Source organism: Caballeronia sp. NCF2, assembly GCF_023631205.1.
In the GTDB taxonomy this organism is placed as follows: domain Bacteria; phylum Pseudomonadota; class Gammaproteobacteria; order Burkholderiales; family Burkholderiaceae; genus Caballeronia; species Caballeronia zhejiangensis.
In genome coordinates this window covers 31,570-48,488 of sequence record NZ_JALQDN010000081.1, presented here as the reverse complement: position 1 = coordinate 48,488, position 16,919 = coordinate 31,570, and the positions used below count along the sequence as shown (strand labels likewise).

Below are 16,919 nucleotides of genomic sequence, written 5' to 3'. Positions count from 1 at the left end.
GGTTGCGGACGCAATCGTCGCTCTTAACGCCCCTCGAAGAAAGGTGTGCTCGTTTTAGCGCTTACGGTTATGCGCCGATCGTCTTGGGTGCCGGCGTCGTGCCGGCGCACTTTTTCACTCATGGCATCATGCGAACAGGCGCCGCCTCGAGCGCCCGTCACGCCACGACAATGCAATGAGTAATTCGCCGACACCCAGCAGCCGATCCATCGCCTTCACCATCCCAACGCATTTAGCCGAAGCACTCCAAGAGACCGTTCACGACTTTCTGGCAAAAGCGGCGGGCGGGACGACCCCCGCGCAGCGAGCGGCCGAGATACGCGCTCAGGACCGCGACGCGAGCCTGGACTCGCTCGCCTATCTCCTTGACGTGGCCGAGGGCAGCTCTGGACAGGCGCGGGTCGCTGCTCAGTTCCTCGCAGGCCTCTACAACGGCGACGACTTCCCATTTAGCCTCACGGACTTTCGACGGCTCGACGAGGATTTGTTGGAGCACTGCATGCAGGTGCTGCGGCTGGACGGTCGGCACGCGACGGAAGTGCATCGCTACTTTCCCAATGGGGAAGCCCGCTGGCTGGCGATGATCAGACGATGGGGGCTGGCTGACGAACCGGCGCACACGCCGCTGCCGGACGATGACGTCGTGCATTCCTGCCAGTACGAAAACAAGCTCGATGCGCCGGGTTATCGTGACGTGACTTTGGTCGTAAAGGTGGCAGTCGGCGTCGACGAGATTCGCTCGATCAGCCTCGCGCTGTCTGCGGCCGATTCGGCGCGGCTAGCGGCGGATCTCGTCTCGGTTCACCGACTTGCATGGACGCGCGGAAAGCCGCTCGATGCAGACGAAAACGAGCCGCGACCCGCCTGGCTTTGAAAGACAGCATGAATTCGTGAGCTTTTGCACGGCGTGCTCGCAATCTAAACCGCTATCTTTACTCCATCACCCGCGTCATAGACGCATCGACCCCGCGCTGACTCCCGTCAGCCCACGTTGTTCAACCCTTTGGGAACCACTCCCAAAGGGGGCAGGTTCCCCTCTCAGGAGCCCTGCCATGCAACAGCAACCTACACTCGCTCTCAAGAACATCCAGGTCAGCATCAATCCCCGCAAGTACTTCGATGCGGCGGAGATGGGAGAGCTGACCGCGTCTGTGCGCGAAAAGGGCGTCATTCAGCCCGTCATCGTGCGCACGCTCGCTGACGGCGGATTCAGCCTCGTCGCTGGTGGCCGCAGATACAAGGCGGCGCTCGCGGCGCACGGCGAGGACTATGAAATCCCGGTCGTCGTTCGAGACATCGATGAGGTCGAAGCGAAGCAACTCGCCATCATCGAGAACGTTCAGCGAGCCGACATGTCGCCCGCCGAAGAAGCCATTGCGGCAGCCGAGCAAGTTGGGCTGTGCAAGGGCGATCGCGACGAAGTCGCGCGCATTTTCGGCTGGTCCCGTGCGACTCTGGATAAGCGTCTCGCGCTGATGAACTGCAGCACTCCCGTGCTCGATGCGCTCAGCACGCGACAGATCCTTCTCGGTCACGCCGAGTTGCTTGCTGCGCTCGCCAAGGAGACGCAGGACAAGCTGCTGCCGGTGATCATCAAGGAAGGCAAGGCGGTCGCCGAGGTCAAGAAAACCATCGAACAGGTCGCCTGTTCGTTGGCGGCCGCGATCTTCGACAAGGCCGACTGCGCCGGATGCCCGCACAACTCGTCCACACAGGGCGAGATGTTCGGCGAGTCCATCGGTACGGGGAACTGCACCAACCGCACCTGCTACAACGAGAAGACCGAAAAGATGCTCGAAGCGACTGCCACCGGCCAGCGCGACGAATATCCGGTAGTGCGCATCGTGCGTGCTGGCGACAACCACACGCGCGTGCAGCTCGCTGTCGACGGTCCGAAGGGCGTCGGTGAAGAGCAGGCGAAGGCGTGTCACGCGTGCCAGAACTACGGCGCGGCGGTGAGCGGCCTGCCTGACTCGATCGGCAAGGTCTATCGCGGCCAGTGCTTTGACACCGTCTGCAACATGAAGAAGGTGGCAGCGCAATTGCAGGCGGTGAAAGCGGCGACGCAGCCGAAGCCCGAGGCAGCCAAGGGGGGCGCGAAAGCGTCGCCCGCAGCAGCGAAGGGCGCGGCCGGTTCGTCCGCGGCATCGACGACGAGCAACCCGCCGGCGACGGTGGTGGCTGAGTCGGACAGGATCAAATCGTATCGCGTGGCGTTGTGGCGAAAAGCCCTGCGCCGCGAGGTGGGAGCCGATCCGGCGTTGGCTCAGCGATACCTCGTTGCGATCGCACTGTCCGACCAGATGCGCTGCGTCGATCAGAAGACGCTGTCTGGCATCTGGGAAAAGCTCACGCAAGAGCAGATCGCGGCTGGCGACGTCTCGAAAGCGGCTGCGGCATCGACCGCTGCCGACGACGCGCAAATCGCTCACGCCGTAACCGGCGTGACGGTCGCTGCAATTCAAGGCCTCGACGTCCAGCACCTCACGCGTCTGTGTAAGCACCATCACCTCGATCTCGCGAAGCACTGGAAGCTCTGCAAGGAGTTTCTGGAGTTGATCACGAAGTCGGAAATGATGGTGGTCGCTGACGAGTTGGGCATTCGTGCCGCGCTCGGCGACAACTTCAAGAAAGTCTTCGGCAAGTCCAAGTCCGAGGTCATCGACGCGCTTTTGGCGGTCGAAGGCTTCGACTACGCGGGCAAGATCCCGAAGGTGCTCAAGTTCTAACGCGCGGCTCGCCCGTGCATCGATCGTGATTTACATCCCTTTATAGACCGCCTCCGCGCGGTCTTTTTATCTCAGGAGTTTTCCATGTTTGCAGCTATTGAACCGCTTCTGCGTCACTGCACGAAGCTCACGTTGTCCTTGCAGATGAAGGGCGACGAGATGGTTGTCTGTGTCATGCCGCAAGGCACGGCAAAAGACGCCGCCATGCTTCAGCCGCTCGCGCTCACCGCGATGGCAGCTGAACTCGACGCGGGCTTTGTCGACGCGCTCGCAGCCTATACCGGCGCGCACGCGTCGCTCGCCGAGCAGGTTGCTGCGACCACCGCCATCCTCGAAGCCGCCAAGACGACGCAAGTCTCCAAAGCGACCAAGACGCTGGCTAAGGGCGGAAGCAAGCCGGCATTGCCGGCGCCCGGCAGATCGAGCACCGATGCGGACAACGATGATGACGACGCAGGTAACGACGCTGAAGGGCAGAGCACCGCCCCAAACGCATCGTCCGCAGTGGAAGCATCGGCGGAACCGGCTAGCACCGGGACCAACCTCGCATCGCTTTTCGACTAAGGAGCAGACATGGCTATCCAAGTTGCGAAGCTCACGCGCGAGTTCGTCTACAACGGCGTGACGTTCCCCGATCCGGGGCCGACCTTCTCGCCCGACGATGTCCGCGATCTCTACTCCGCGCAGTATCCGGAGCTGACGACCGCGGCGATCGACGGGCCGACGACGGAAGGCGATGTCATGCGCTTCACGTTCGTGCGCGCGGCCGGTGCGAAGGGTGCAGTCATCCCGTGCAGCGTCCATGCGTAAGCGCGACCTCCTCAAATCCCTGTCCGACCCGGACTTGGCGCTTTCTCATCAGCAACCGCCCGGAAGGGCGGTTTTTTTTCATGACAAGGAGATCGAGCAATGTTCTTTGATCCTCGGCCGTCTGGTGCAGAAGTCGCTGTCTCGGGAGAGCCTTGGCAACCGCGACGCGCTCCCGCTGCCGGACGTCGAACTCCCAATGATTTTCTGAGCCTCCCGGCCATCGGCTCGGACGTCAAAACGCGCGCAGTGATGCGTTGGAACGCCGAAAAGGATGTCGCCAGCCTCATCGCCGCCCAGTTCAACTCGGGCGTGCTGAGGCCGCGTGATGTTCCGGGGTTCAAAGGCGCGGGTGACGCGCTTGCCCACGGCTTCTTTGCGTGGGCCAAGCGTCATACGCCGCGGTTGGACTGCCTCGGCTTTGACTTCGTACTGTGCGACGTCCAGGCGGTATTGGACGTCGTCCAATATCAGGAGGACAGCAGCGAGTTCAATCCGACCTCGCCCGTTTATCTCGGCATCGAAATAACGGAGGAGAGCATCTTCGAGATCGGCAGACGTGCCGCGGAGCTTCGCGATGTGCATCCGCGCTTGGTGTCGACGGCGATGGTCCTGATCAATCGGGCAGCCGGCCGCACGATGTGGGTGAGAACGCCTGACGAGTTCCTGGGCGAGTTCGCCTCGTGGTTTTGGGACGGCGACTCCAACGCAACCGACGAGGAAGCGCGCGAGATGCTGACGGACCGATTCGGCGAGGACGAGGCGGAGATGGAGTACTACCTCCCTTCCGTTGTGCGTCCGCAGCTGTGTCCCGACGACATGGACGTCTACCGCTGGAACGCAAAGAGCCGACGCTATCTGCCTCAACGGGCGCTCGGCGTCGCGGCGCTTAGGCGGCTTCAGCGATTCACGTCCGGGCGGACGCGGCCCATCTGTGCAGAGCTGGAGAAGCTGTCGTTGATGTTGCAGCGGGTTGGCAATCGCGGCGACCTCTTCGGCTGTGAATATCGGCCGCGCTGCGCTTATGCGTCGGCCACCCTCACCGTGGAAAACGATACCCGCGTGGGGGAAGTACTCGATTCGCACTACGAGTACCTCGCCAGCGCCGGCGACGGCACTACCTATCTCGGCTTTACGCCGCTTGCCTCTACACCTGACGCCATCCGCAAGCAGTACGCGGACTGGTCGCAGGGCTTATCCATTCTTGGCCAACTGGACCGCGTCATCGCGTGTCTCGCGGCATAACGAGGAGCATTATATGAAAGGGCTTGATATCGGCTCAGACCGCGTCGATGAACTGGCGGCGATCAGTGCCAGCTTGCTATACGGCCGTCAGGACCGCAGCGCTGTCTACGGCACCGTTCATCCGGTGACGCAGGGCAAGAGCGGCCGGGCCACGATTGGAGCCGGAAGGCCGATCGACCGGATGGCGCTTGTTGATTGCCTGCGTGAGCTGGCTCAGAACGCGGCACCGAAGGCGGAATTTTTGCCTGAGACGGTGCTCGCGGTGTCGCAAGACGCGGTGATGTGGTGGTGCAGACCGGCGATGCGAAGAGTCTTCTTCGACTGTCAGGAGATCGGGCGGCGCAGTGCTGTCGTTCCGCATCCGGGGTTGGTGTTCCGTGCAGCTTCGAGCGGGTTCTCCGTGTTCGCGCTGCAGGAAGACAGCCGGCCAACGCCTGCATCGAAGCTGCACGAACCGCCTTACTTTAACACCTGGGACTGGGGGCGAATCTGCATCGGCTCGGCGCATGTGCCTAAGCGGATCGATATCGAGTCGATCGGCGGATGGGAGGGCGGATTCTTTGAGTCGTCCTTCACGCACCCGAACCACGGCAACAAACGTGTTTCGCATCCGAATGGCGAGTTCGCTTTCTGGAAGGAAATGCTCGACGGCAAGTACGGCGAGCAGTTCCCGAAAGACGCGCTCGTGCCTATGGACCTTACCCTCGCTGAGCTGATCGCCGGCAAACAAGGAGTTCGATGATGAATGCTGGTGCTTTGAATCCTGCCGATGCAGCGCTTCAGCGCTCCTTCCCGACTGTCATGGTGCCCCGGCGTGAGCCGGTCGCGCCAATGCAGACGGCAGGCGAGCGACTGCTGATCGGCGAGAACGGTGTCTTTCTGGAAATCGATCTGCCGTGGCTCTCGGTCGTTCGCCGCATTGCGCACTACACGGTCCCGACGGCGATCCCCTACGGGAGGGTGGCCGAATCGACCGAGTTGCGTTGCGGTGCGGTGCCGCCCGAGTTGATCGGCGAGTTCGTCGCGATGGCGCGCGCCGCGCATCCGCTGGAAACCGGTGCCTGGATCGTCTGGAACGTCGAAACGAAGCAGTTTCGCCTCGCTCCCGTAAAGGTGCTGTCGCAGGGGACCGGGTCGCTGAAGTACGAGCGGCCGGATCTTCTGCCACGGGAACTGCGGGTGATCGACTGCCATTCGCATGGCGCGCATCCCGCTTACTTCTCGCCGACTGACAACGAAGATGACCGGCACGAGACGAAGTTCGCTCTCGTCGTTGGCAACTGTGCGTCGTCGGTGCCGAGTATGGCAATGCGACTGTGTGCCAAAGGCATCTTCGAGAACGTCGAGCGCGTGCCGAGCAGTTGGTACGCGGCGGCTCGCGCTCAGGAGGTTGCATGAACGGGACCATCCGCCATCAACTTCCTTCGCGGATGCTTGAGCGAAGCTGGAACGTGGTCGTAGTAGGCGCGGGCGGCACCGGAAGTGCGGTGCTCCCGAGCTTGGCACGGCTGCACCACGCGATGCTCGAACTGGGCCACCCGGGCGGCATCGACTGCACAGTGTTCGATGACGACACCGTCAGCCCAACCAACGTCGGCCGGCAGGGCTTTTATCCGAACGACGTGGGCGAGTACAAAGCCTCGCTTATCGTCAATCGGCTAAACGCACTGATGGGCACGAACTGGCGGGCGGAAACCCGGCGCTTTGGCCCGGGCGAGCCGCTTTACAACGTCGATCTCGTGATCGGCTGCGTGGATACGCGTGCCGCTCGAGCTGCAATCGTCGGCGCGGCCCAGCACACTGGGGCGTATTACCTCGACTGCGGCAACGACACGGATCGGGGCCAAGTCGTCATCGGTCAAGTCTGTGGCAAGAGCTACGCGCTGAAGCATCCTGAACGGCTGCCGCATGTGGGCGAGTTGTTTCCGGAACTGATCGACGCGAAGCTCGATGCAAAAGACGAGACCCCGTCCTGTTCGATGGCCAAGGCGCTGCGCAAGCAGTCGCTGGTCATCAATCAGGCCATCGCGGTCCAAGCATTCAACATGCTCTGGACCATGTTTCGAACCGGCGCGGTGCCGTTCTCGGGCGTGTTTGTGAACCTCGCAACGGGGCGCACAAATCCGATTCCGTTGGACCCGGCCGCGTGGGCGCGTTTTGGGTACGAAGTTCCGAAGCCGCCTGTGAAGAAAGCGAGGAAGAGCCGCAAGGCCAAGCTCGCTGCGTAAGTAGTCGCTGTTCCATCACTGCCGACCTCCGCAAGGGGTCGGCATTTTCTTTTCTCGTGCTCAACGGGCACGACAACCTCAACAGGAGTATCTGAATGTCGGAAGACAGTGAAATCGTAGTTTCGGCACCGCTCAAAGTGGCGGCGGCGTTGTGGCACGAGCGCTGGTGGTGTTGTGCGGCCTTTATTGTCGCAACGGCCGCAAATGCTCTCCCGACGGCGGGCTACCTCGGCATGGCCGTCAGGTTCGCGTACGAGCACTTGTTGCACGACGCGTCGGGCATTGGCCGAATCATCGCCTCGGTCCTTGGCGTTCTGGTGGCCTCGCTCGCATGGCAGGTCGCCTGTCAGCGAGACCGCGCGCGCCCAGGACTCTTTGCCCGTGCGTGCGAATGGGTCGTCAACCGCCTCCTCATGTCGCACCTTGCGCGCGGCGTCGCGCTCGTTATCGGCGCGAGCGCCGCGTGCGGCGCACATGGCGTTGTGTTCGCCGCGGCGTTCGGCGTCTGGCTCGGCCTTGTCATGTGCTGCGTGCAGTGCCTGACCGCCTTCTCGGTTATGCCGCGTCTGCGCTAACAGCATTAGCCGCTCCCTCGTGGAGCGGTTCTCTTTTACCTCACCGGGTACGCAGCCCGTTGGGGCTGCTCCGCCCATTCATGGAGCAAAACATGGGTTCTTCGATTTTGACGGGCAAGCGCGCTGGCGCAATGCAAAAATCCGACGGCGAGTGGATCTACGCGTTGTTCGAGCGTGGCTACGAGTCGAACGTCTATCCGCATACCGACCACTGGTCGGCCGTGGCGCTGGGCAACTATGCGCAGGTCATGCGCCGCATCTTCTCGCACGCGACCAGTTGCGAAGGCGGGATGCTCCGTAGCCGTAGCGGATCGATCCGGCCTGAAAACTACATTGCGAGTTGGAGAAGTGAACTCGCCAAGCCCACGCTGCTTCGGGACCGGGCGGTCGATCTGTCGGTCGGCTCCTCGTGCCACTCGGCGGTGCCTGAGTCGCAGTTGGACGACGTCCGGCTGTCGTTGATTCGGGCGGGATTCGAGTCTCGTATCGATGAGTTGGTCGGCGGCAGCTTGAGCGTTTCTCTGCACGCGGACATCGACCTGTTGCTCTCGATCTACGGGAACAGCGGGCCGCTCAGCGTTTGGCGAGTGCTGAAGGAATACGACTGTGGGACTGCGCAGATCGAGGTGCGGGTGCCGCCCACAACGAAGACGGCGATGGAGCGGATGCCCGAGGTGCGGTGTCATTCCATCGACCAGCACAATGTGTTGGTTGCAATGGGCGCCGCGCCGTGGCGTCACGCTGGCTGGCAATACAGCGCGGTCGGCTCCTTCATCACTGAAGTCGCGTATCCGGTGGAAATGGAAACGCCGGGGTTCGCCAAGAAGGCAATCCCTGCGTTCCGCGACGCCTTGAGCAACGCTCCGCAAGTGCCTGCGGCGACGCGCATCACGGTGACGCGTTCGCCGGAAGGCACCGAGGAGTGGCGGGCTCGCCGCGCCGACGAGCTTGCGCAAACGCTCGGGATCGTGACGGAGGGCGCATCCGCCCCGGCTGTCTTTAGCTTCGCGTTCGGCGACCTGCTCAACCGCGAAGACACGGACCGGCTGTTGTACGGCTTGGGTTCGTTCGACGATGCGCAACTCCAGTGGGAGGTGCCTGTCGCGCGTGCGGGTGCCCAGCCAGATCCGGCCTTCTTCTCCGCGGACGTTCAGCTCTCGCTTTGTCTCGCCTAGTGCTGCTGTGATCAACGCCACGCCCCGGTTTCGGGGCGTGGCTTTTTTTCGCCCCTTAAAACGCGAAGCTCGCTTGCGCCGGGACTGACACGCCTTCGGGTGCCGTGGCATCTGCGTCTTCAACTGAGGGCGCGCCTTGCCGCTGTGCGAGCAGTTCGTCGTAACGGCGCATAACGTCGGCCGCGCATGTGTAGCCGACCTCGATGCCCACTGTCTGGGCGACGCGGCGGCGCACGCTTGCGAGCAATTCCGCTTCGTCGGGCGTCGGGCGTGCGGTCGGCCACCCCGACGAGAAGAGCAGGTGCGTAGGGATCTCCGCCTCGATGGTTTGGCGCTCGATGGCGGCAGTCTTCGCACGCGCCACGTCCGCGGCCAGTTCAGGCGGCAGAAGATGTGGCGCGACGTCGCCGAGCCAGCGTTGCCCTTGGAAGGCGAACGTCGATTCGGCTTCCAGGCGCACCATTTCTCGATAGACGTCGTGGTTGTCAGCGCAGCTTGCCGCGGCGCGCAGGTCGTCGAGCGAACTCATGATGCAGTACGCGCATGAGACGCGCGACGCGCCGTAGACCGTGTACGCCTCATGCAGCGCCAGTCCAGCCGCAGCAATCTCAGTGAAGACTTCGTCAACGGTCCATTCGATGATCGCATTCCACGTCACACTGGTACGGCCCTTGGTCGACAGGGGAGCGTGCGGGGCGGCGACAGCCATCTTGCTCCGAGCATTGCTTTCCTGACGGCGCACACCGGTGACACTAACGATGTTGTGCGTCGGAAAACGCTTGTTCAGCGCAGAATTAATTAGGCGTCCTTTCAATTCTGAGGTGCAAAAGCGCATGGACGGCGTGCTCCACGGCAGGATCAGCCGCACGCAGGAGAGAGCGCGATAGCGCTCGACGTTGTTCGACCAGCGCTTCTCCCATCTGGCGAGCATGTCACCGGCTTTCCGTTGCAACGTGAGCAGCTCCCAGCCAAGGTGAGCGGCAAGCCGCTCACAGGCGGGACCACTGTCCTTCCACTCGACACGGCCGAGGTCGGAATGAACAAGGATACGAGGTCCGTTGTGGCCGATGGCGTCAAGGTGGCGGGCGACCGCGAGTGCGCAGGCGACGCTGTCCTTGCCGCCGCTCACGCCGATAGCGACCACAGCGCCCGTTGTGAGCAGCGACGCCACCTCCGGGGTAAGTGCGACGTCGCGGGCACGCGCCAGAAGGTAGGCGCTTGAACGGGTGCGAAGCGAGGACAGGTCGATGGTCTGGAGCATGGTCGAAGAAGAATCGAGGTAGATGATTCTTCTTCGCAGCTACAGCGCAAAGTCAAGCTGGGCGGGGCTCCGAGACTGGCTAGCCGAAAAAAAAGCCCGCGTCGCGCCGAACGACAGCGGGCTAGCTGGATGTGATCTACAACAGCGCGCGTCCACAGCCAAGAGGACACGCAGTAATAGCTTAGTTGCTAATCTAAGATGCAAAAGAGAAAGCTCGCATGAGACAGAAAAGTGATCTATCCAACAGTCGGTTTTTATTTGTCAGTTTATATTGACCCTACCCGCTAATAGGGTGCTGAGAGACCAGACAATACAAAAACAAGAAAAACTGAGGCCATCCAGGGCGCGTCCCTGGGTGGCCTTTTCTTCGCCCTGGCAATTGGCAGCCACCAGCGTCTCCTTGCACCTTGCGCTTTTGTCGGAGCGCGCTGCATTTACTTCGCTTCCGGTCGTTGGGACGGTGTCTATTCCAAATAGCGACGTTTTTAGCGTCCTTTTGAACGCATCCGCTACGGTATCGATGGCTAGAATGGCGTCTCTCTCAGGTTCGTCGACGGCCCTCGGATTTGCGACGGACTTTCAAGCGCCGCTTCAGAAATGGAGATGGCGCTTTTTTTCGTCCCGGCTTCGTGCTGCCGGTCCCGCTCCGGATGATTCGTCGATTCGTCGCGCGGGAAGTCACTGCCCGAGAAGTGTTCGTCTCCGTATTGGAGCGAAAGGCATAGCGATTTGTTGAGCTTTCCGACTTCGACTGCGCGATTGACTCCGTAGACTGTGCTCCATTCCCCGCGCTTTTGCGCATCGACCTACCCCTCCAGCGTGCTGGAGGACCATCTTCTCTCCAGCCGTCTATGACGGCAATCTTCTGGCGACCCTCGTTGGTCGCCTTTTTTCGTCCCGTTGGGAGCCTATCCCTCCGGGAGACAGCTCCCATTATCTTTTGGAGTTGTCTATGTCTCGCTATCTCGCACCTGTCGTCAAAGTTTCCAGCAAGAACGGTTTCATGGCGAATCAGCGTGTGGTCGGTCAGGACGTCGAGGCCAGCCCGCCGCAGCTTTACACCGGACGTATTCATTCGGTGTGGAGCGACGGAACGGCAGTGGTGGATTGGGACTATTCGCTCAACCATCAAGCCGAACGGCATCTGGTGCAAAGCGGTCGTGTCAGACTGCATCACGTCAGCCATACCGCCTCGTAGGTCTTCGTAAATGACGCGTCCAGTGCAGTTCGCTGGACGCCGTTTCTTCAGGTCCAAATCTTTCCTTGATGGGAGCCTCCCATCGAGGGCGGCTCCTACCTTTTCAGGATTTGCCATGTTTCCGATGCTCAAACACGCTCTCAGCAGCCTCGCCTGGTACGCCAAGCAGGACGCCGAAGCCTGGAAGATGCTGTCGTTTCTCGTTGTCGTTGTGTACGTCTCGACGGCAATCGCCTCGGTCACCCACTGACTTACGTAGCTTTTCGCTGCGTATTTCCCGTTTCTCTTCCCTTTGGGGCAAACCAGCCCTTCGGGAATGGATTGCCTCACATTCAATCGAGGTGATCCATGATCAAGTTTTTCTGTTCCGTGATGCTTCTTTCGGTTCTGACTGGCTGCGCCACGGCGGACTTCGGCTCGCCGGATACCTACCAGCGCTACGACGTTCAACGCATCGGCCAGTTCGAGCAGGCAACCATCCTGCGCGTGCGCCCGATTACCATCGAGAGCAATTCTGGCTCGTCGGGCATTGCATCGATCGTCAGTGCAGCAGCAGGTGCCTTCCTGGGCTCGCAAGTCATCGGCAACGGTAGCGGCCGCTATATTGCCGGCGCGCTTTCCGGCTCCGTCTCCGGGTTGGTGGCTCAGCGCGTAAGCGCCGCTATGTCTCGTCACAGCGGTGTGGAAGTTTTCCTTCGTCGCGCCAACGGTCAGACGGTGGTTGTTACACAGGTCGACGATCAGCAGTTCGCTGCTGGTCAGCAGGTGTTTCTCGTCTCAAATGGGTCCGGCTACCGGATCACCCACTAACTGGCGGCCACGCCTCCAACCGACTGGATGAACCATCAATGAACCACTATCAGTTGATCACCCACGGCCAGACCAGCGGCTGGGACGCTTCGACCAACGATGTGAACGGCAAAAACTTCTACGGGATGCTTCCCGTGGAAGTTGCTGCGCAAGCAGGCGACGTCGACGAGTTCACGGCAATCGTGTCTCACCCTGGGTTCAGCCCATCGGGCGCACGGCCGCATATGTTCGCCGAGGTTGGGCGGATCAGCGACGGTTACGGCGACGCGAGCTTCAGACGCTTGAAACCAGCGCTCGACGCTTACAAGGCGCGATTCCTCTAACCAGGCATCGCAGTACGCATCTTCTGAATGCGCGGTGAAAACCGCGCCAACCCTCGCGGGGCAGGCTCCCCGCAAGGGACCTGCCTCGTCTGCAATGAGGCAATCATGAAATTTCCCCGAGTGTTCTATGCGGACCGCAGTAGTGCCAATGCTGGCGCGAAAGCGGCTCTGCAACGTCATGCGACGCGCGTTTTGCGACGTGTTGCTCAGGACTTGCGTCTTCCGGCGCATGCTCACGAAATCGTCACCGATACGCGCCGCGGCAATGCCGCGGTACGGGTGTCGTTGCGCACCGAGACGTTGTTTGTCGACGTGCTCGAGCGTCGAGGCGGTTCAGGTGTCGCGCTGAGTTTCAGAACCCGGCGCGGCCGCTCTGACCTGACGGGCGGTGGTGAGAACCACGTCGCCCTGACGCAGCTCGAAACTCCCACGGGCTATCGAGCGATGCTGGACGGCCTGCGTTTGGCCGGTGGCATCGACCTGAAGTGCGGAGGTCGTCGATGAAACTGGCCAAGGTGAAAATCGAGTACAGCTCCGGCACCACGATCGTGGACCGGGTCACTCTCGATCCTGCGACAGGCCAAGTTCATCTTGCGCCGCGCGTACTCGGGCTACTCGGCAAGATGGAGGAGTCGGAGTGCTCGCCGTCGTTCAGTCTTGAGTACAAGGGCGATGTCTTGCCGGTGAACATGGCGGGCGACGGCGGGTATTTGGTATCAATTCCCCCCGAACCCGGTCCTGGCTTCCGCCGGCTGCTGCACGCAGTCGCGACGCCATCCAGGGACCAGCGGCACCAAAACGGCCGCTATCTACATACTCTATCGGCGGCATCGATCGGCGGTGCAGTCGGCTACGCGCATTCGGCGTCGTCTTGGGATCCGCTGACGATTGCAGGTACGAGCGCACTGGCTGCCCTTGGAGTAGTATTGTGGTACGCAGGCCATTACGTGATGAAAGGAGAATGACGTGGGCGCAACAATTTTTACGGTAGTGCTTGGCGTGTCCATCGCGGCTTTCTTCATGTGGACCGCGAATAACGGTCGCAAAGCCGATCGCGAGCGCGATTGGGGCAAATGATTCGACACAGCGTAAGCTGAGTCCACAGACAGAACCGCACCCTTGGGTGCGGTTTTTTTTCGACTTTTCTTTTTCTAGCGCGCCCTCGGGCGCGTTTTTCATTTCAGGAGCTGGTTATGTCTCAAGCAACCGCCGATGTGCTGTCGGACGCTGTCAACAACGGTATCAGCGCCGATGGCGTAGTCGATATCAAGTCAGTCGCCCGGCTGGACACCGACGGCAAAACGGTCGATCAGGTCTTCCAGGACCTGTGCCGCTTCGTGCGTGGAACGGAGCTCGAACCGGAGTGGCTTTGTCACGCGAACTTGCAGGACGACGCCAACGAAGCCATGTACGGAGCACGCCACAGCAGACCGTGGCCTGAACCGGCGGCATATGACCGCATTTCCGTGTCGGTGTGCATCGGCAACTCCGAAGGCTGGATCGTCCATGTGGACTTCGTCAGCCGCCCGCAGCTTAGCTACTCGCTCGACCGCACCTACGCGATCATGCCGTTGCTCCGCGCGAAGGTGTTTTCGATTGACCACGCGTGGTCGCTCGCGCGTCTGATCGCCCGACTAATCGACGCGGCCTAATAGCTTCTCAACTCATCCAGCGCCATTCGGCGCACTTAACCCTTGCCGGGCATCGACCCGACAGGGTGCGATTGCCCGCATTTTCTCTGAGGCAATCGACATGTACCAGCTTTCCTTCTCGGGCTCCGCCCACTCGTTCCCTACGATGCTCGAAGTACTCCGTTTCCTGCGAGACGACGCGAGCGTCGCAGCAGTCGACGCGGCAGAGATCGCGCTCACGTTCTTCGCCTATCCTGTAACCGTTACCCGCTACAACGGCAAGCTGACCGTTCGTCGGCCCGGAACGGCGACAAGCCTCTTCCTGTCGCTCATCGACGAGATCGACGCGGCCTACTTCAGACCGTCGTTCGCCGCGCTCGAAGCGTGGCAAATCCGGCGCAAGCACTGGCAACTGCTCTATCTGGCTTTTGATCTGGCGCGCGAGCCGCTGTATTTGTTCTCCTCGGATCAGCTGGCGCAAGCCAACGAAGAGGTGGCTAAGAGCGGCCGTCGCGGGCTGGATTTGTTCGAGCTGCTGCAGGACGAGTCCGAGCGTCGGTTCGGCTTTCGCTACGCCGGCCCAGTGCTGGACAATCGACAGAGCAATGGTCGGCACGAGGTTCATGTCGCCTACGCGCTCGCGGCGGGCAAGCCCGTTCCGCAAGCGGTCATCGATGACTACGCTTCGTTGTCGAAGTTTGATTCCGACTTGCAATGGGCCAAGCCGCTTCTCGCGGCGCCCGAGTTGCGTGGTGCGTTGCCGCTTGCGAAGCTCGTGCCGCTCGCAACGGTGATGCGCCATTCGAAGCAGGCGATCACCTCTGACAATGCCGCGCTGCTCTCGATGCTGATGGGTCTCGTGCCGAACTCGCCAACGACGGTCGAAGTCGACGACCTGCTGTACGCGAAGGGCATTCTCGAAGCGCATCCTTTGCCTGAGGCGTACCTGAAGCCCGTCGATGTCGGCCTACCAACCTGCCAGTTTGCGGAGGTACTGCGGCGCACGCTCGCCAATAGCGCGCGTGATAACCGGCTAGCGGAACTCGAGAAGGCGCGGAAGTCGGGCAGCATCAGCGCCCGCCGCTTCCAACTGGACTCGCAACTGGCCATTCTCGATCACGGCCGGCACACGCACACTTTCGCCAACGAGTTTGCGAAGGCAGTGCAGACGGCCGACATGTCCTATCTCCTCGGCATCCTGGACCGGCCAGACGACGCCAACCGGGCGACCAAGCAAGCGGTGCGCGAGGTGTTCGGCATCAAGCTCATCGGCGTTCGCGCTGCGGCCCGGCGCCGGGGCATCTTCCAACTGGCGGGGATGGACGCCGCACAGCAAGCAGAGTGGGAAGCGCTGTCGGTCTCGCAACGTGAGGCGAGGCGCGTCGCCCGCGAGGTCGCTCGCGCTCGCGAAGCGGCTGAGATGTCGCGCGTTCGTGCGGAAGACGGCGCGGTGCTGACCGGTGCGGAGTGGGTAGATCGCACGATCGCCGACGGCTTCTCGCAGATCGTCAGCTTGCGGCAGGGGACGAGCGTGCGCTACGCGCTCGCAGATCCTGTGCGGCAGTTGCAGGTATCGCTTCGTGCAAACGACGGTACGCTCGCCTACGCGCGCGTGGCGCTCGAACAGCGCGCGAGCTAATTCACCTTCGACGAACCCGGCTACGTGCCGGGTTTTTTTTCGTCGGTTGCGCCAGCGCCAAAGCTTAAGACGATGCGAAATAGTGACCTTTCCACAGATTGTCTGACCGCCCGACCCCTACACTGCATCTATCACCCGCGTCACTGACGCATCGACCCAGCCGGCTACGAGCCGGCTTTTTCATATCTTGCCCCTAAGGGACCACGTCCCTACGGGCGTAGTCTTTATGGGGCTTCTCTTTGGAAGCCATCATGAAAGTCACGCCCGCTCAACTCACCGAACTCCTCTCGCTGTACGTGCCGAAGCGTCTGCCGGTGCTCATCACTGGCCGCCCCGGCATCGGCAAGAGCGACATCGTCGAACAGACCGCGCATGCGACTGATCACGAACTGCTGATCAGCCACCCGGTTGTCGAGGATCCGACCGACTCGAAAGGGTTGCCGTTTCCTTCGCCCGACGGCACGACCGCCAAGTTCCTGCCGTTCGGGGATTTGGAGCGCGCGATGACGGCCAGACGCCCGCTGATCTGGTTCCTGGATGACCTTGGGCAGGCCTCGCCCGCCGTGCAAGCCGCAAAGATGCAGTTGCTGCTCGCGCGGCGCGTCGGCGAGCACATCCTGCCACCGCAGGTCACGTTCCTCGCGGCCACGAACCGCCGTACCGACAACGCCGGTGTCTCCGGGATTCTCGATCCGGTGATCTCCCGTTTCGCCACCGTGGTGGAACTCGAACCGACGATCGACGACTGGACGCAGTGGGCCGTGCGAGAAAACATCCCGCCCGCGCTCATCGCGTTCCTGCGCTTCCGGCCGGACTTGCTGTCCGTGCAGAAGACGTCGCGCGATATTGAGAATGCACCGAGCCCGCGTAGCTGGGGGTTCGTGGCGAAAACCATGGATGTAGTCCCCAAGCACCTGGAGCACGTCTCCTACGCCGGTTCGGTGGGAGAGGGTGCCGCAACCGAGCTTGTTGGCTTCCTCCAGATCTTCCGCGAACTGCCGAATCCGGACGCGATTCTTCTCGCGCCCGACACGGCGATGATTCCGACGATGCCGGCGGCGTTGTACGCGGTCGCGGCCGCGCTTGCGGCACGCGCGAACGAAAGCAACTTCGATCGCGTCGTGCGCTACACCGAGCGTCTGATCGGTGAAGGGCATCGCGAGTTCGCGGCGCTGTTGGTGCGCGATGCAGTTCAGCGCTCGCCGCAGATTCAGAACTCGTATGCGTTCATTGGCGCGCAAGGCGGAGAGATCGGCAAGATCATCCGCGGCGAGTAGAAGCATTCCTGTCTTAGCTCA

The 16,919-nt window shown here is 61.7% G+C and carries 21 protein-coding genes; 20 read left to right on the top strand and 1 reads right to left on the bottom strand.

The annotated features are described in order from the left end of the window. Positions 1 to 175 precede the first annotated feature (175 nt). The 11 genes from NCS02_RS31535 (at position 176) to NCS02_RS31485 (ending at position 8,759) form a co-directional block, all read left to right on the top strand. Positions 176 to 874, top strand: a complete 699-nt coding sequence (locus tag NCS02_RS31535; RefSeq protein ID WP_250508147.1) for a DUF7673 family protein — start codon at positions 176 to 178, stop codon at positions 872 to 874. Between the two features lie 178 nt (positions 875 to 1,052). Then, on the top strand, positions 1,053 to 2,729 hold the full coding sequence (locus tag NCS02_RS31530) for a PRTRC system ParB family protein (RefSeq protein WP_250508161.1): 1,677 nt from the start codon (positions 1,053 to 1,055) through the stop codon (positions 2,727 to 2,729). Positions 2,730 to 2,813: 84 nt separating this feature from the next. Continuing rightward, entirely contained in the window at positions 2,814 to 3,293 is a 480-nt protein-coding gene (locus NCS02_RS31525) for a PRTRC system protein E (RefSeq protein WP_250482483.1), read from the top strand. 9 nt (positions 3,294 to 3,302) lie between these two features. Further along, positions 3,303 to 3,539, top strand: coding sequence for a PRTRC system protein C (locus NCS02_RS31520; protein WP_086966765.1), 237 nt, complete (start codon positions 3,303 to 3,305; stop codon positions 3,537 to 3,539). Beyond that, complete coding sequence (locus NCS02_RS31515; RefSeq protein ID WP_250508145.1) at positions 3,532 to 3,747, top strand: hypothetical protein; 216 nt, start codon at positions 3,532 to 3,534, stop codon at positions 3,745 to 3,747. Before NCS02_RS31520 ends, NCS02_RS31515 begins: the two co-directional genes overlap by 8 nt. Before the next feature lie 41 nt (positions 3,748 to 3,788). Then, the gene (locus tag NCS02_RS31510; RefSeq protein WP_250508144.1) at positions 3,789 to 4,781 is read left to right on the top strand and encodes a PRTRC system protein F; all 993 of its coding nucleotides are present in this window, start codon (positions 3,789 to 3,791) and stop codon (positions 4,779 to 4,781) included. Between the two features lie 13 nt (positions 4,782 to 4,794). After that, the gene (locus NCS02_RS31505) at positions 4,795 to 5,523 is read left to right on the top strand and encodes a PRTRC system protein B (protein ID WP_250508143.1); all 729 of its coding nucleotides are present in this window, start codon (positions 4,795 to 4,797) and stop codon (positions 5,521 to 5,523) included. Next, positions 5,523 to 6,179, top strand: coding sequence for a PRTRC system protein A (locus tag NCS02_RS31500; protein WP_250523525.1), 657 nt, complete (start codon positions 5,523 to 5,525; stop codon positions 6,177 to 6,179). The genes NCS02_RS31505 and NCS02_RS31500 overlap by 1 nt, the downstream gene beginning before the upstream one ends. Next, the gene (locus NCS02_RS31495; protein WP_250508141.1) at positions 6,176 to 7,009 is read left to right on the top strand and encodes a PRTRC system ThiF family protein; all 834 of its coding nucleotides are present in this window, start codon (positions 6,176 to 6,178) and stop codon (positions 7,007 to 7,009) included. The genes NCS02_RS31500 and NCS02_RS31495 overlap by 4 nt, the downstream gene beginning before the upstream one ends. 95 nt (positions 7,010 to 7,104) lie before the next feature. After that, positions 7,105 to 7,584 carry a hypothetical protein gene (locus NCS02_RS31490; RefSeq protein ID WP_250508140.1) on the top strand — a complete coding sequence of 160 codons (480 nt, stop codon included), beginning with the start codon at positions 7,105 to 7,107 and terminating at the stop codon, positions 7,582 to 7,584. Positions 7,585 to 7,676: 92 nt separating this feature from the next. Beyond that, on the top strand, positions 7,677 to 8,759 hold the full coding sequence (locus NCS02_RS31485) for a hypothetical protein (protein WP_250508139.1): 1,083 nt from the start codon (positions 7,677 to 7,679) through the stop codon (positions 8,757 to 8,759). A gap of 55 nt (positions 8,760 to 8,814) precedes the next feature. On the opposite strand, the gene NCS02_RS31480 is transcribed toward NCS02_RS31485, so the two are convergent. Further along, positions 8,815 to 10,020, bottom strand: coding sequence for an adenine nucleotide alpha hydrolase family protein (locus NCS02_RS31480; protein ID WP_250523524.1), 1,206 nt, complete (start codon positions 10,018 to 10,020; stop codon positions 8,815 to 8,817). A gap of 952 nt (positions 10,021 to 10,972) precedes the next feature. Between NCS02_RS31480 and NCS02_RS31475 the strand changes: the two genes are divergently transcribed. The 9 genes from NCS02_RS31475 (at position 10,973) to NCS02_RS31440 (ending at position 16,898) form a co-directional block, all read left to right on the top strand. Beyond that, positions 10,973 to 11,218 (top strand): hypothetical protein, encoded by a 246-nt coding sequence (locus NCS02_RS31475; protein ID WP_250508137.1) that lies wholly within the window; start codon positions 10,973 to 10,975, stop codon positions 11,216 to 11,218. A 115-nt stretch (positions 11,219 to 11,333) separates the two neighbouring features. After that, positions 11,334 to 11,468: a hypothetical protein gene (locus NCS02_RS36385; RefSeq protein WP_268811020.1), complete on the top strand. Its 135-nt coding sequence runs from the start codon at positions 11,334 to 11,336 to the stop codon at positions 11,466 to 11,468. Between the two features lie 98 nt (positions 11,469 to 11,566). Then, positions 11,567 to 12,028 (top strand): outer membrane lipoprotein, encoded by a 462-nt coding sequence (locus NCS02_RS31470; protein ID WP_053572901.1) that lies wholly within the window; start codon positions 11,567 to 11,569, stop codon positions 12,026 to 12,028. A gap of 38 nt (positions 12,029 to 12,066) precedes the next feature. Beyond that, on the top strand, positions 12,067 to 12,351 hold the full coding sequence (locus tag NCS02_RS31465; protein WP_086966756.1) for a hypothetical protein: 285 nt from the start codon (positions 12,067 to 12,069) through the stop codon (positions 12,349 to 12,351). 105 nt (positions 12,352 to 12,456) lie between these two features. Further along, positions 12,457 to 12,855 (top strand): hypothetical protein, encoded by a 399-nt coding sequence (locus tag NCS02_RS31460; protein ID WP_061120716.1) that lies wholly within the window; start codon positions 12,457 to 12,459, stop codon positions 12,853 to 12,855. Continuing rightward, a complete protein-coding gene (locus NCS02_RS31455) occupies positions 12,852 to 13,316 on the top strand; it encodes a hypothetical protein (RefSeq protein WP_061120678.1) in 465 nt (154 codons plus the stop codon). The genes NCS02_RS31460 and NCS02_RS31455 overlap by 4 nt, the downstream gene beginning before the upstream one ends. A 228-nt stretch (positions 13,317 to 13,544) precedes the next feature. Next, positions 13,545 to 14,003, top strand: coding sequence for a hypothetical protein (locus NCS02_RS31450; RefSeq protein WP_250508136.1), 459 nt, complete (start codon positions 13,545 to 13,547; stop codon positions 14,001 to 14,003). Positions 14,004 to 14,103: 100 nt separating this feature from the next. After that, positions 14,104 to 15,621, top strand: a complete 1,518-nt coding sequence (locus NCS02_RS31445; protein WP_250508135.1) for a hypothetical protein — start codon at positions 14,104 to 14,106, stop codon at positions 15,619 to 15,621. Between the two features lie 251 nt (positions 15,622 to 15,872). Beyond that, entirely contained in the window at positions 15,873 to 16,898 is a 1,026-nt protein-coding gene (locus NCS02_RS31440; protein WP_250508134.1) for an ATP-binding protein, read from the top strand. Positions 16,899 to 16,919 lie beyond the last annotated feature (21 nt).

Bases quoted from the DNA above. Each gene is read 5' to 3' on its own strand.
- NCS02_RS31535 (WP_250508147.1), top strand. From the start codon at position 176: ATGAGTAATTCGCCGACACCCAGCAGCCGATCCATCGCCTTCACCATC.
- NCS02_RS31530 (WP_250508161.1), top strand. From the start codon at position 1,053: ATGCAACAGCAACCTACACTCGCTCTCAAGAACATCCAGGTCAGCATC.
- NCS02_RS31525 (WP_250482483.1), top strand. From the start codon at position 2,814: ATGTTTGCAGCTATTGAACCGCTTCTGCGTCACTGCACGAAGCTCACG.
- NCS02_RS31520 (WP_086966765.1), top strand. From the start codon at position 3,303: ATGGCTATCCAAGTTGCGAAGCTCACGCGCGAGTTCGTCTACAACGGC.
- NCS02_RS31515 (WP_250508145.1), top strand. From the start codon at position 3,532: ATGCGTAAGCGCGACCTCCTCAAATCCCTGTCCGACCCGGACTTGGCG.
- NCS02_RS31510 (WP_250508144.1), top strand. From the start codon at position 3,789: ATGCGTTGGAACGCCGAAAAGGATGTCGCCAGCCTCATCGCCGCCCAG.
- NCS02_RS31505 (WP_250508143.1), top strand. From the start codon at position 4,795: ATGAAAGGGCTTGATATCGGCTCAGACCGCGTCGATGAACTGGCGGCG.
- NCS02_RS31500 (WP_250523525.1), top strand. From the start codon at position 5,523: ATGAATGCTGGTGCTTTGAATCCTGCCGATGCAGCGCTTCAGCGCTCC.
- NCS02_RS31495 (WP_250508141.1), top strand. From the start codon at position 6,176: ATGAACGGGACCATCCGCCATCAACTTCCTTCGCGGATGCTTGAGCGA.
- NCS02_RS31490 (WP_250508140.1), top strand. From the start codon at position 7,105: ATGTCGGAAGACAGTGAAATCGTAGTTTCGGCACCGCTCAAAGTGGCG.
- NCS02_RS31485 (WP_250508139.1), top strand. From the start codon at position 7,677: ATGGGTTCTTCGATTTTGACGGGCAAGCGCGCTGGCGCAATGCAAAAA.
- NCS02_RS31480 (WP_250523524.1), bottom strand. From the start codon at position 10,020: ATGCTCCAGACCATCGACCTGTCCTCGCTTCGCACCCGTTCAAGCGCC.
- NCS02_RS31475 (WP_250508137.1), top strand. From the start codon at position 10,973: ATGTCTCGCTATCTCGCACCTGTCGTCAAAGTTTCCAGCAAGAACGGT.
- NCS02_RS36385 (WP_268811020.1), top strand. From the start codon at position 11,334: ATGTTTCCGATGCTCAAACACGCTCTCAGCAGCCTCGCCTGGTACGCC.
- NCS02_RS31470 (WP_053572901.1), top strand. From the start codon at position 11,567: ATGATCAAGTTTTTCTGTTCCGTGATGCTTCTTTCGGTTCTGACTGGC.
- NCS02_RS31465 (WP_086966756.1), top strand. From the start codon at position 12,067: ATGAACCACTATCAGTTGATCACCCACGGCCAGACCAGCGGCTGGGAC.
- NCS02_RS31460 (WP_061120716.1), top strand. From the start codon at position 12,457: ATGAAATTTCCCCGAGTGTTCTATGCGGACCGCAGTAGTGCCAATGCT.
- NCS02_RS31455 (WP_061120678.1), top strand. From the start codon at position 12,852: ATGAAACTGGCCAAGGTGAAAATCGAGTACAGCTCCGGCACCACGATC.
- NCS02_RS31450 (WP_250508136.1), top strand. From the start codon at position 13,545: ATGTCTCAAGCAACCGCCGATGTGCTGTCGGACGCTGTCAACAACGGT.
- NCS02_RS31445 (WP_250508135.1), top strand. From the start codon at position 14,104: ATGTACCAGCTTTCCTTCTCGGGCTCCGCCCACTCGTTCCCTACGATG.
- NCS02_RS31440 (WP_250508134.1), top strand. From the start codon at position 15,873: ATGAAAGTCACGCCCGCTCAACTCACCGAACTCCTCTCGCTGTACGTG.